The organism is Salinivibrio kushneri (genome assembly GCF_027286325.1).
Lineage (GTDB): Bacteria > Pseudomonadota > Gammaproteobacteria > Enterobacterales > Vibrionaceae > Salinivibrio > Salinivibrio kushneri_A.
The window spans coordinates 1333191-1346313 of sequence record NZ_CP114588.1 but is presented as its reverse complement, the minus strand read 5'-3'; the positions used below and the strand labels follow the sequence as shown (position 1 = coordinate 1346313).

The following is a 13123-nucleotide window of genomic DNA, read 5'->3' as shown; positions in this document are numbered from 1 at the left end:
ATCTGTACCCTCTTGCGTTACTGCTCCAGTGCCAGAATTTCCTCCACCAGCTTCGGCACGAGCGTGCTTGCCTTCCCGTAACGCCGCTCATTGAACTCACTTTCCACCGCGCTGGGCTCCAAATTTATTTCAATGGTATGCGCACCATGCATTGCTGCTTCGTGCACAAACCCCGCCGCGGGATACACCGCCCCAGAGGTGCCAATAGAAACAAACAGATCCGCTTGATTAAGTGCATCATGAATTTTTCCCATCCCCAGTGGCATCTCCCCGAACCACACCACGTGTGGCCTTAAGGGCGCGGGCATCTGACAACAATGGCAGTGATCGGACTCCTGGATATCACCGGTCCAATCGATGGTTTGCTGCGAGTGGCTACAACGCGCCTTTAACAGCTCACCGTGCATATGAATGATATTGTGCGTGCCGGCGCGCTCGTGAAGATTATCAATATTCTGGGTCACAATGAGCACAGTGGCCTCGGTTTCCTGCTCTAGGCGTGCCAGTGCCTCATGGGCCGGATTGGGGGTGATTTCTCCTTGTAATTGGCGCCGACGATCATTATAGAACTGCTGAACAAGGGTCGGGTTTCTCTCAAAGCCCTCAGGCGTTGCAACGTCTTCAATATGATGCTCTTCCCAAAGGCCATCTTGATCTCGGAAGGTTCTAATCCCTGACTCTGCAGATATTCCCGCGCCTGTCAAAACTACGATGTGTCGATAAGGGAATCCCATACGCCGTTCCTATACAAGTGACCTGTTTATTTACTTTATAACACTCTCACGCTTACCATTGAAGTAGTAAGGGTTTAGACCTTAGTCGTTGACTCTAATCACAAAAAGATAATGCAACGACTGGCTAGACCAATGCCGCGCTTCGCTTGGGTTACAATGTCTGCTTATTTCTCGCATCTGTTACCCATTATGAAATTAGAACATTATTACACCGAGCAAGATGGCAAACTGATTTTTACTCGCCAGCAAGCAAGTGACTTTGCTAAACGTATCGCTGGCGACTTTAACCCGATTCATGATACAGACGCTTCACGATTCTGTGTGCCTGGGGATTTGCTGCTTTCTATCTTATTGGCCAAAACAGGGATCAGCGAGCAAATCGAGATTCAGTTCAATGGGATGATCAGTGCTAATACGCCCTTGTCGATTGTCGAAACAGACGAAGGCGTTACCGTCATCGACGATAATCAAAAGCTTTATCTCACCATGACGCGCCATGGACAGACACGCCACGATAAAGCATTAGCAACAGAGATCGCCGAGCACTACGTGCAATTTTCCGGTAAGAACTTCCCGCATATCATGGTGCCGCTAATGCGGGAGCAACAAATGATGATCAACACTGAACGTCCACTCGTCATGTACGAGAAAATGAGCTTGGCGTTTGATGATCTATCAATAGACTCTGCCGATGTCGCTTTATCGGATTCGGTGATGCAAGTGAGCGGCAAACGCGGAAAAGTCGATCTTGCTTTTGATTTTATCGTCGATGGGCGGCGTGTGGGACACGGATGCAAAACCATGGTTGCCAGTGGGCTGCGCCCCTACTGCGAAGAGGCCATTCAAAACCTGGTGGAGCGTTTTAATGCCAGAAAACAGGCTTACTGCGCCACGACCGCCTCGGAGTAATTTTCTTCCCTGAAGCCTTTGGCTCTGATCTATAGTTAAATCAGAGCCAACGCCGAAGGAAGTTGTTATGGAATCCAATAGCTTGGTCGAGCTTATCGATCGTCTCCCGAAAATCCCCAAAGTCGTGCAAGAGTTGATTGAGTTGGTCAACAGCCATGACGCTGAGCTTAATCAAATCGCTGAAAAAATCGCCTACGACCAAGTCATCTCTGCGCGTGTGCTTCGTTTGTCTAATTCAGCCTATTTTGGCCGCGCCCGAAACGTGGGCTCTGTCAACGAAGCGGTCATTCGGCTGGGCTTGGGCCCAGTTCGAACCCTAGTGGTGTCAAGTGCGTTGATGAGTGCCTTTGATGTTGATGAAGAAGTCGATATGGATGCGTTTTGGCAACACACTTTCGAAATTGCAACCTTGAGTAAAGCCTTGGCAAACGCTTTAAGAATGGACGGTAACGAAGCATTTACCGCGGGTATGCTTCACAACCTCGGTGAGCTGCTGATCATGACCACCGCCTATGACAAGTTGGACCGTATTAATCTGCATATGGAAGCGGGTAAGCCCAAGCAAGAAGCACAACAGCTTATATTGGGGATCACCAGTGCCGAGTTAGGTGGCGAGCTCGCACAAACTTGGAACTTTCCCCAGCGCTTAAGCGATGCAATTCGTTATCAGTTTTCGCCCGTACACGATGAGCAGTTTTCGCCATTGGCGGGCATACTCCGCTTAGCCAACAAAATTGACGCCGCTTGGGGCGAGTTTGTCACCACCGACTCTAAGCTCGATTGGCTCGATCAGCAGCTCGAATACAACATTCTCGGTTTGCCTAAAACCGTGGTCGCTAATATCGACGATGTCATTGGCTCAGGGCGTGAAATGGCAAAAATGCTTAAATAGCGTCTATCATCCATCGCATGGGCTCAATATATGAGCCCACGACGGGTGCTTCCTAAAAGCAATGCTGAATCGCAAGGTATTTGTTGCGGATGTGCTCTATCAGCAAACGTACTTTTTTAGGCGGCTGGCGAGTGAATGGATACACTGCATAAATCCCGAGTTTTTTGCCCACTTGGTCAGGGAAAAGATCAACCAATACGCCTTGCATCAAGTCGTCATACACCAAACACCGCGGTACATACGCGATGCCATGGCCACTTAGCGCTCCTTGCCGCAAAGCGATGGGGTTGTCGGTCGAAAAGTTACCGGCCACTTTAATGACTTGGTTTTTATGCTCACCTTTAAACTCCCAGTCACTGGCTCCCGTGGTTTGGTAAGCATATTGCAAGCAATTATGCTGTTTTAATTCAATAGGATGTTGCGGGCGGCCATGACGCGCAATATAGCTCGGCGCCGCACACACCACCCATTGAGAATCGATAATATGGCGAGCAATCAAGCTAGAGTCCTCGAGATAACCAGTACGGATAACCAGATCAAACCCCTCATCAATTAAATCGACAAAGCGGTTATCCAGCGACATATCAATGTTAAGGCCCGGATATTGCCCACAAAACGCCGCCACCGCTTCAGCTAACAATAACTCGCCAGAAATCGTCGGGACCGATATTTTGATTTGTCCCGTAATAGCTTCGCCAAGCCCTGCTACCGCATCAAACGCTTCATCAGCGGCCTGCTTCACATTTTTTGCACCTTGATACAAGGTACGTCCGGCATCGGTAAGTGTCAGCTTGCGCGTGGTGCGATACAAAAGCTGCACGCCCAACCCTTCTTCGAGCTTTTTAATCCGCTTGCTAACTACGGAATTTGTCAGGGAATTTATTTCCGCTACCTTGCTAAAAGAGCCTAATTCGGCGACTTGAGCAAAGAGAACGAGATCATCTGTCTTCGGCATATTATGTCATTTATGGAAGTAATTATTTTCATTATTTCCATATATCAGAAAAATGCAAACGCGTAATGTCACATACAGTTAACATCATGTCACCGAGCTGTCAGCAAAATAACAACACATTGGTGACCTGAACATTTAAACGTGATTCAACGGAAGAGATACCTAATAAGGAACACTTATGACAGATACCCTATACGCCCTCGTCGCGTTTTCACCCATCGTGGTGGCGGCTATCTTATTGGTCGGCTTGAATTGGCCAGCTAAGAAAGCCATGCCCGTCGCCTTTATAATGACAGTCTTGATCGCACTATTCCAGTGGCAGATGAGTGCAGCCCGTGTGTCTGCCTCTATCGCACAGGGGTTAATCATTACTGCCGCGGTACTTTGGATCGTGTTTGGTGCCATCCTTTTGCTTAACACCTTAAAACACACCGGCGCGATTACCGTGATACGTAACGGCTTTACCACCATTTCTGATGACAGACGTATTCAGGCCATCATTATTGCGTGGTGCTTTGGCTCGTTTATCGAGGGAGCGTCAGGGTTCGGTACGCCCGCCGCCATCGCTGCGCCGTTATTGGTCGCGATAGGCTTCCCCGCGTTGGCCGCCGTTGTCGTGGGTATGATGATCCAATCGACGCCAGTCTCCTTTGGTGCGGTTGGTACACCTATTATCGTGGGGGTAAACAAAGGGTTAGACAGCCATGCAATTGGGCAAACACTCACCGCCAATGGCAGTGATTGGGCCACCTATCTACAATCTATTACCACGCAAGTATCGTTTATTCACGCGGTGATCGGCACCCTCATGCCTTTGTTGATGGCAATGATGTTAACCCGCTTTTTCGGCAAAAATAAGAGCTGGAAAGAAGGCTTAGAAGTTGCCCCATTTGCGATTTTTGCCGGTTTAGCGTTCACCGTTCCTTATGCTCTCACCGGCTGGTTACTCGGACCAGAATTTCCCTCATTACTCGGTGGCCTTGCCGGTATCGTATTGGTCACAACAGCCGCACGTAAAGGTTTTTTGGTACCGAAAACACAGTGGGATTTTGATGATGAGTCGACATGGCCAAGCCATTGGTTAGGCTCTCTGAAAATGGATCTTAAGGTTCAAGAAAAGCCAATGAGCATGGCCATGGCCTGGACACCCTATGTGTTATTGGCAGTTTTCTTAGTGATCAGCCGTGTTAGCCCGACGGTCAAAACGGCGCTGACCGATGTCAGCCTTGGCTTTTCCTCATTGTTTGGTGAAACAGGAGTCAACGCCGCCATTCAGCCACTTTATCTACCGGGCGGCATCCTTGCGTTCGTGGCTTTATTAGCCGTGTTGCTTCAGGCGCGTCAATTGTCGCCGCTGATAACGGCTGCGCGTGAATCGAGTAAAACACTGATTGGTGCTGGGTTTGTGTTGGTATTTACCATCCCTATGGTGCGAATCTTTATTAACTCTGGCGTTAATGGTGCCGACTTGGTGAGTATGCCGGTCATGACTGCACGCTTCGCGGCCGACTTAGTAGGAAATGGCTTCCCAGCGCTGAGCGCCACTATTGGGGCGTTGGGCGCATTTATCGCCGGTTCGAACACCGTATCGAATATGATGTTTAGCCAGTTCCAATTTGAAGTGGCACAAACCCTAGGTGCCTCTACTGTGGTTGTCATCGCCCTACAGGCCGTCGGTGCTGCGGCCGGCAACATGATCGCTATCCATAATGTGGTTGCCGCATCAGCGACGGTTGGCTTGCTGGGCCGTGAAGGTGTCACCTTACGGAAAACCGTCTTACCGACTATTTATTATCTGATTGCCGCCGCTGTCATCGGCATTGTCTTAGTCAATGTTTTGCAGTTTGCCGATGTGCTTACCGGGGCGTAATCTTATCATTACACGGCCGAGTGATTACTCGGCCTTTCTTACCACAAGCGGGTTAGTCCGGCTGACGCTCGCCTCTGTCGTAACATAAAGGAAAAGGAACGCTTATGAACACCCCATCACGTTTGTCGTCATCGCAGCAACAAGCGTTTATTTCGACCTTGACGGACATCGTAGGCGAAAGCAATTTATTAACAGAAACCAGTCAAACTCAGCATTATCGCACTGGCTTTCGCTCTGGGGGCGGTCCAGCGTTGGCGGTTATTTTCCCTACCTCTTTAGTGATGCAATGGCGAGTACTTAAAGCCTGTGTGGACGCTGATGTGGTGATGATCATGCAAGCCGCGAATACGGGCTTAACCGAAGGCTCTACACCAAAGGGGGATGACTATGACCGCGACGTGGTGATCATCAATACCACGCGCTTGGACGGCTTGCAGCTGATTGATAATGGCAAACAGGTGTTGAGCTTTCCAGGAACCACACTACATCATTTAGAACAGACACTTAGGCCACTCAATCGCGCCCCCCATTCGGTGATTGGCTCTTCTTGTATTGGGGCATCGATTGTCGGTGGTGTGGCCAACAATTCCGGAGGAGCGCTGGTCAAGCGTGGGCCAGCTTATACCGAGTATTCATTATTTGCACAGTTAAATGAGGAGGGTGAACTGACGCTTGTGAATCATTTAGGCATTGCCCTAGGTGACGACCCGGAAACCATTCTCTCGCGTGTTGAACACGGTGAGTATCGGCCAGATGATGTCATCTATGATGAGCGTAAAGCCTCTGCGGATGATTATGAGCAAATTTTACGTGACGTCGATGCTGACAGCCCCGCGCGTTACAATGCCGACACACACCGCTTGCACGAAGTGAGCGGCTGTGCGGGGAAACTTGCGGTATTTGCCGTGCGTCTTGATACCTACCCTATCCCTGAGCGCGAGCAAGTCTTTTACATAGGCACCAATAACCCAGACGTACTTAATACATTGCGTCGTCGTGTGCTTACCGAGCTTTCTCAGCTACCTGAAGTGGCGGAATACATGCACCGTGACGCCTTTGATATCGCCGAGCGGTACGGCAAAGATGTGTTTTTAGCGATTGGTCGTCTGGGCACCGATTCAATCCCAAAAATGTTTGCCTTGAAAGCAAAAATCACGGCCTGGTTAGACAACGTGCCGTTACTGCCAAAAGCACTGCCAGACAAAGTGATGCAATACGCCAGTCAGCTTTTTCCCCAACACTTACCCAAACGCATGCTCGCGTTTCGCGATAGGTTCGAGCACCACCTAATATTCAAAGCTTCAGATGAAGGGATAGAAGAAGCCTCGGCGTTTCTAAGCCGTTTTTTTGCCGAACACTCAGACAGTGATTATTTTGCCTGTAGTGAAGATGAAGCGAAAAAAGCCATGCTTCACCGTTTTGCGGCAGCCGGTGCGGCAATTCGTTACCAAACCATGCACAGCCGAGATGTGGAAGACATTCTCGCGTTAGATATTGCGCTTAAGCGCAACGAGACCGAGTGGGAAGAACACTTACCCGTCGAGATAGAACAAGAGATGGAGGCCAAGCTTTATTATGGGCACTTTTTCTGCCACGTCTTCCATCAAGACTATGTGGTGAGAAAAGGTGCGGACGTGTCGGCCATTAAGGCGAAGATGCTAGCGTTGCTGAATGAGCGAGGTGCCAAATACCCTGCCGAGCATAATGTCGGGCATCTCTATGCCGCCGAGCCGGATTTAGCCCATTTCTACCATCAGCTCGACCCGACCAACAGCTTTAATCCCGGGATAGGAAAAACCGGGAAGAAAAAATACAGTGTCGATTGCCAGTGTCTGGATCATCAACTGCGCCAACAGGCTAGCGCTTCCTCCTCTTCTGTCACACAGGAGCACATCTAAGGCTCCCGCACCTTACGTTAGTGGCGTCCCGCCAACGGTGCGTTTTAGTCTCCGTTGGCGGGATTTTCTCTAAAGGGAAGGTATCTCGCGAATAAAGCGAGCAAAGCGTGGAATGCCCTTTTGCGTCATACCATTGTGGCGCACCAAGATAGAACTGCCAATCTGTGGCGGGTTGGCCCGTTGCGCATCACTAAAACCAGATCCCACGCTAAACTCGGTGCCGTCAGCCAGGCGTACCACCAGAGAGCCCATCAAGCCTTGTAACCGCCCTTTGCCAGGATTCATCCCTACTACAATCACATCTTTTTCTTGGTAGGTTTTCAACTTAACCACGCTTTCTACCCGCTGACCCACATACACACTATCAGGATGATGCAGCATCAAACCCTCACCGCCTGCTTCATTGATGGTAGCCAACCTCTCCTTAAGTGCTTCATTGCTCGTCACAGGCTTCTGTGGGACATACGCAAAGTGCGGCGATGCTGTCTTAGACACGATCTGTCTTAATGCCGCATAGCGTGCCGAAAATGGACCTGGATGATCGGGTAAATCAAAGGCATAAAAGCGAACGTTCTGCCACGCGTCAGGATCCGGTTTATCGTCCAACACGGTACGCAACACGGTTTGAAACTCGCCTCTTCCGGCCCATAACTCGCCATCTAAGGGGGTCTGGGGAAGCGATTGGATAAACGCTTCAGGGGCGTGAATAGGATTGCCTTGCCGCGTCAATAATCGAGACCCCGTCCAATAGGCACGGATCCCATCGAGCTTTTCACTGGCCCAATAACCACAATAGTCTTGTTCGGCAATCTGTCCGTCAATACCATGCATCAACGCTGGCGCCGACGGTGCAGCATCAGCATCACTGGTAGGAAGCAGGGTAAAGGCGGAGAGTAAGCATAAAGTAAAAGGATTTAGGCGTGCCATGGCATTCCTCCTCAGTGGTAAGGAGCATACGCTAGCGCGATACAACGCATATCAACATGCCTTTATTTTTTGTTGGTAGAGAATTTACGTTCACGGTGAACAGTGCGCAGATGTTACACCGCCTACCGTGAAATGACTCGTGAAACAGGGGCGAGTACTCAATCTATAGCCATCAAGCTTGGCTGGCAAACGCGTAAATAAAGGTGCCATTTTTGATTGCATCAATCACGCGGGCGGATAAGTAGCTAGGTAACGCCGGACACCCCCAGCTTCTACCGAGCTGGCCACTTTGTTTGATCACGTTCGGATGGGCGTAATCGGCACCGTGAATAACAATCGCTCTTTCACGTGCATTGTCATTTAATCCCTTTGACAAACCATCGAGGCGTAATGAATAGCCATGTTTACCATGGTAGGTTTCAGCAGCACGATAGACCCCCAATGATGTTTGCAAGGAATTAATCTGATTCGAGAAACGTTTTGCGTAAAGGGCGCCGCTGTTCTTTCCGTGTGATACATAAGAGCGAAAAAGAACTCGGCGATCACGTACATGAATCACCCAAAACCGCTTTTCTGACGACGGTTTGCCGTAATCAATCAGTGTCATCACTGGCTTGCTACTTGGGTTGTGCTTAAAATGGCGATACGCATCAGAAAAGGCTTGGTACGACACCTCCCCAGCGAGATTGAGTGATTGATATAAACCACTGACTTCATCTTTAAAACTGGCCCAAACTGAGGTTGGCATGCTTAGCGCCAATACATATAAAACTACCCGATACCAAGGGGCCACACCTGCTTGTTTCATTTTTTGCTCCTTTCTTGCCACGGTAACACGAACCACCGAGCTGTCTGTCGTTCGTATTGACAAAAACAAAAACCGTGCCATGTGACACGGTTTCGATTATTTATTGATATTTATATAAATTATTTCACGTCGACGCTTTGCCCGTCTTCATCTAATCCGCAGCGGCATAAGCTTGCCGGGTTATATCGCCGCAATGGCGTTTTTAATCCGCTTATCCGAGACGGGGTAAGGTGTGCCGAGTTGTTGCGCGAAATAGCTCACGCGCAGCTCTTCAATCATCCAACGAATCGCTTTCACCTCATCAGGCACGGGCTTGCCTTTAGGGATCTTATTTAGCAATGCTTTATACTCGTTCATCACAGATTCTATCTTGAGCATGTGATTACGATCGCGGGTAGGATCCACGGGAAGCTTTTCCAATCGGCGTTCGATCGCTTTCATATAGCGTAAAATATCGGGCAGCCGCTGCCAGCCTGATTCGGTAGCAAAGCCCTTGTAAATCAGCCCTTCTAGCTGAGCTTTGATATCCGACATCGCAAACGCCATGGAAAGATCCACTTTACCTTTTAGCTTTTTATTGATGCTAAAGGCATGGGTTAAAATCTGTTCGACCTGTTGAGCAATCTCCACCACGGTATCACCTAGCTCCGCACGCACCGTCTCTTTAAGAGCTTCGAATGCTTGCGCTTCCCAGGTTAACCCGCCGTGTTGCTCAATGAGTTTATCCACGCCACAGGCGATGCAGTCATCAATCAAATCCAAAACACGGCCATAGGGGTTAAAATACAGACCGAGTTTCGACTTATTGGGCAAATGGGTGTGCAGGTATTTTATCGGCGATGGCACATTGAGCAAGACCAATCGACGCTGTCCCGCTTGCATGGCTTTCTGTTGCTGATGTTCCGTTTCGAAAAGACGAATGGCAACACTGTCTTTTTCATCCACTAAGGCAGGATAGGCTTTGACTTCAAAGCCATGCTTTTTCTGCTGATAACGCTGAGGCAATGCCCCAAAGCTCCATTGGGTGAGCCCTTGCTGCTCAATGTCATCATCTGCCACATCCGATAAGGTCGCTTGTACCTCGTCTTTCAGTGAGACTTTAAGCGCATTTAAGTCTTCGCTTTCGGCCAATGTCCGATTCTTATCGTCGACTACACGGAACTGGATACGCAAATGCTCGGGAAGCTGACTGAAGTTCCAGCTGTCACGCTCAATGGTGACACCGGACATCTGCTTTAAGGCTTTCTCCATGCTATCGAGCAAGGGCGCCTCCATCGGCGTCACGCGCTGTAAGATCGCATCGGCATAGTTTGGCGCTGGAACAAAGTTACGTCGTAACGGTTTAGGCAGCGATTTAATCAGCGCGACAATCAGTTCGTGACGCAATCCAGGAACGTGCCAATCAAAGCCTTCTTCTGACACCTGATTAAGGATCGGCAACGGGATATGCACCGTCACCCCATCATGGTCTTGGCCCGGTTCAAATTGGTAGCTCAACCTGAGTTTCAAGTTGCCTTGATGCCAAAAATTGGGGTAATCCAGCTCCGTGACATGGCTAGCGTCGCCTTGTAATAGCATGGCTTTTTCAAAGTTAAGCAGGTCCGGATTGTCTTGACGTGCCTTTTTCCACCAGGTATCGAAGTGACGCCCACTGACCACACTGTGATCGAGGCGCTGATCGTAAAAGTCGAATAAGGTATCGTCGTCTGCCAAAATATCGCGTCGGCGAGATTTGAGCTCGAGCTCTTCCACTTCCGCCAACAGCTTTTGGTTTTGGCGGAAAAAGGCATGCTTGGTTTGCCAATCCCCTTCAACCAATGCCGAACGAATAAACAGCTCACGGCTCAGCACCGGATCGATGGGGCCATAATTGACTTTGCGGCTGGCGACAATCGGGATCCCGTATAGCGTGACCTTCTCACTGGCCATCACAGCCGCTTGCTTGCGTGACCAATGTGGTTCACTGTAGCTGCGCTTAATCAAATGCTGCGCCAATGGCTCCACCCATTCAGGTTGGATTCGCGCAACAATTCGCCCCCAGAGTTTCGAGGTTTCAACCAGCTCGGCAACCATCACCCATTTAGGCTGCTTTTTGAAAAGCCCAGAGCCCGGGAAAATATGGAACCGTGCATTTCGCGCGCCTTGGTATTCGTTCTTTTCTTGGTCTTTCAGGCCAATGTGGCTTAATAGCCCTGCTAGCAGGGCCATGTGAATGGCCTGATAACTGGCGGGCTCTTGGTTGAATTGCGCATTCTGCTCTTTCATCACTTGGGTGATCTGATAGTGAACGTCTTGCCACTCTCGCACGCGCAAGTAATTGAGGTAGTCTTTTTTACACTGTTTACGGAACTGGTTATTCGATAGCGCTTTTTGCTGCTCTTTAACGTAGTCCCAAAGGTTTACATAGGCCAAAAAGTCCGATTCTTTATCGGCAAAACGACGGTGCTTTTCATCCGCTTGTTGCTGCTTATCCGCTGGACGCTCACGCGGGTCTTGGATTGCCAAGGCCGCGGCAATCACCATCACCTCATTTAAGGCACCATGCTTGGGCGCCTCAATCACCATGCGTGCCAAACGCGGGTCAATCGGCAGTTTGGCCAAGGTTTTACCAATCGCGGTCAGCTTACGTTTATCAGTGGCTTGGCCGGGCTTGATCGCCCCCAACTCTTCGAGCAAACGGACACCATCTTTGATGTGACGGCTATCAGGCGGCTGAACGAACGGAAAGGCTTGAATATCACCGAGCCCTAATGCCGTCATTTGCAAGATCACCGAAGCCAGATTAGTCCGCAGAATTTCTGGGTCGGTAAATTCAGGACGGCCTAAAAAGTCCTCTTCGCTATACAAACGCACACAAATGCCTTCCGACACACGGCCACAGCGTCCTTTACGCTGATTAGCACTGGCCTGTGAAATCGGCTCAATTGGCAGTCGCTGCACCTTAGTTCGGTAACTATAGCGAGAAATCCGTGCCGTGCCGGGATCAATTACATACTTAATGCCCGGTACGGTTAGCGAGGTCTCGGCGACGTTGGTGGCCAGTACAATCCGGCGTCCCGAGTGAGATTGGAATACACGATTTTGCTCGCCAGCAGAAAGCCGCGCGTATAGGGGTAAAATTTCGGTATCGCGTAATTGACGACGCTGAAGGTGATCAGCGGTGTCGCGAATTTCACGCTCACCATTCATAAAAATCAGGATATCACCCGGCCCTTCCTGACACAGTTCATCGACCGCATCGCTGATCGCTTCCAGCTGGTCACGATCGCTATCGTCCTCTTCCACCAATGGACGGTAGCGCACTTCCACCGGATACGTTCGGCCAGACACCTCTATCATAGGCGCGTTATTGAAGTGCTTAGAAAAACGCTCAGGATCGATGGTTGCCGAGGTAATGATGACTTTGAGGTCAGGACGCTTGGGCAATAACTCGCGCAAATAGCCGAGAATAAAATCGATGTTTAGGCTGCGCTCGTGGGCTTCATCGATAATGATGCAGTCGTACTGATTCAGATACCGATCGTGCTGAATTTCGGCCAGTAAGATCCCGTCCGTCATCAGTTTGACTTGCGTCGACTCTGAGACTTTGTCGTTGAAGCGCACCTTATAGCCCACGCTGCTGCCTAACTCGACGTCAAGCTCTTCAGCTATCCGTGAAGCGACCGAGCGCGCAGCCAAGCGACGTGGCTGAGTGTGGCCTATGGTACCGGCGACGCCTAGCCCAAGCTCCATACAGATTTTGGGCAGCTGAGTAGTTTTGCCTGACCCCGTTTCCCCCGCAATGATCACGACTTGGTTGTTCGCGATCGCCTCGGCAATGTCATCTTTCTTCTGACTGACTGGCAATTCTTCCGGATAGCGAACGGTTGGCGTATTGGCACCACGGGCGAGCAGGCGCTGCATACTCTGCGCCATTTCAGCGGCAATTTGGTCGTATACCGCCTGTTTGGCGTCGTCTTTTTTGATTTTTTGCGCGCCATGGATGCGCTTTTTAAAACGAAAACGGTCTTGCAGCATACAATCGTTTAGCGCTGCAAACAGTGTCTCTGGCGTGTTGTGATGACGTGAACTCAAGGCGATTCCTGCTTACTGCTTAATCTTTTAAGGCGTTTATCAGTGTCACAGCCGAT

At 49.9% G+C, this 13123-nt stretch carries 9 protein-coding genes; 4 read left to right on the top strand and 5 right to left on the bottom strand.

The genetic code is table 11. The annotated features are described in order from the left end of the window. Positions 1-17 precede the first annotated feature (17 nt). On the bottom strand, positions 18-734 hold the full coding sequence (gene cobB / locus N8M53_RS06405; protein ID WP_269579913.1) for a Sir2 family NAD+-dependent deacetylase: 717 nt from the start codon (positions 732-734) through the stop codon (positions 18-20). A gap of 189 nt (positions 735-923) precedes the next feature. Here cobB and N8M53_RS06400 point away from each other — a divergent pair, with 189 nt between their 5' ends. After that, positions 924-1643 (top strand): DUF3581 family protein, encoded by a 720-nt coding sequence (locus N8M53_RS06400; RefSeq protein WP_269579912.1) that lies wholly within the window; start codon positions 924-926, stop codon positions 1641-1643. Positions 1644-1710: 67 nt separating this feature from the next. After that, the gene (locus tag N8M53_RS06395; protein ID WP_269579911.1) at positions 1711-2535 is read left to right on the top strand and encodes an HDOD domain-containing protein; all 825 of its coding nucleotides are present in this window, start codon (positions 1711-1713) and stop codon (positions 2533-2535) included. A 52-nt stretch (positions 2536-2587) separates the two neighbouring features. Here the strand turns inward: N8M53_RS06395 and N8M53_RS06390 are convergent, their stop codons facing one another. Continuing rightward, entirely contained in the window at positions 2588-3490 is a 903-nt protein-coding gene (locus tag N8M53_RS06390; protein ID WP_269579910.1) for a LysR family transcriptional regulator, read from the bottom strand. Between the two features lie 178 nt (positions 3491-3668). Here N8M53_RS06390 and N8M53_RS06385 point away from each other — a divergent pair, with 178 nt between their 5' ends. Together N8M53_RS06385 and dld are read left to right on the top strand one after the other, a co-directional pair. Then, a complete protein-coding gene (locus N8M53_RS06385; RefSeq protein WP_269579909.1) occupies positions 3669-5360 on the top strand; it encodes an L-lactate permease in 1692 nt (563 codons plus the stop codon). A 104-nt stretch (positions 5361-5464) separates the two neighbouring features. Further along, positions 5465-7258, top strand: a complete 1794-nt coding sequence (gene dld / locus N8M53_RS06380; RefSeq protein WP_269579908.1) for a D-lactate dehydrogenase — start codon at positions 5465-5467, stop codon at positions 7256-7258. Positions 7259-7327: 69 nt separating this feature from the next. Here dld and N8M53_RS06375 read toward each other — a convergent pair whose 3' ends face one another. The 3 genes from N8M53_RS06375 to hrpA all read right to left on the bottom strand — a co-directional run bounded on the left by N8M53_RS06375 (position 7328) and on the right by hrpA (position 13010). After that, positions 7328-8185 carry a DNA ligase gene (locus N8M53_RS06375; protein WP_269579907.1) on the bottom strand — a complete coding sequence of 286 codons (858 nt, stop codon included), beginning with the start codon at positions 8183-8185 and terminating at the stop codon, positions 7328-7330. A gap of 172 nt (positions 8186-8357) precedes the next feature. After that, positions 8358-8993, bottom strand: coding sequence for a murein L,D-transpeptidase catalytic domain family protein (locus N8M53_RS06370; RefSeq protein WP_269579906.1), 636 nt, complete (start codon positions 8991-8993; stop codon positions 8358-8360). 180 nt (positions 8994-9173) lie between these two features. Further along, positions 9174-13010, bottom strand: coding sequence for an ATP-dependent RNA helicase HrpA (gene hrpA, locus N8M53_RS06365; protein ID WP_269579990.1), 3837 nt, complete (start codon positions 13008-13010; stop codon positions 9174-9176). Between the last annotated feature and the right edge of the window lie 113 nt (positions 13011-13123).

Bases quoted from the DNA above. Each gene is read 5' to 3' on its own strand.
- N8M53_RS06385 (WP_269579909.1), top strand. From the start codon at position 3,669: ATGACAGATACCCTATACGCCCTCGTCGCGTTTTCACCCATCGTGGTG.
- N8M53_RS06390 (WP_269579910.1), bottom strand. From the start codon at position 3,490: ATGCCGAAGACAGATGATCTCGTTCTCTTTGCTCAAGTCGCCGAATTA.
- N8M53_RS06375 (WP_269579907.1), bottom strand. From the start codon at position 8,185: ATGGCACGCCTAAATCCTTTTACTTTATGCTTACTCTCCGCCTTTACC.
- cobB (WP_269579913.1), bottom strand. From the start codon at position 734: ATGGGATTCCCTTATCGACACATCGTAGTTTTGACAGGCGCGGGAATA.
- N8M53_RS06400 (WP_269579912.1), top strand. From the start codon at position 924: ATGAAATTAGAACATTATTACACCGAGCAAGATGGCAAACTGATTTTT.
- N8M53_RS06395 (WP_269579911.1), top strand. From the start codon at position 1,711: ATGGAATCCAATAGCTTGGTCGAGCTTATCGATCGTCTCCCGAAAATC.
- hrpA (WP_269579990.1), bottom strand. From the start codon at position 13,010: ATGCTGCAAGACCGTTTTCGTTTTAAAAAGCGCATCCATGGCGCGCAA.
- N8M53_RS06370 (WP_269579906.1), bottom strand. From the start codon at position 8,993: ATGAAACAAGCAGGTGTGGCCCCTTGGTATCGGGTAGTTTTATATGTA.
- dld (WP_269579908.1), top strand. From the start codon at position 5,465: ATGAACACCCCATCACGTTTGTCGTCATCGCAGCAACAAGCGTTTATT.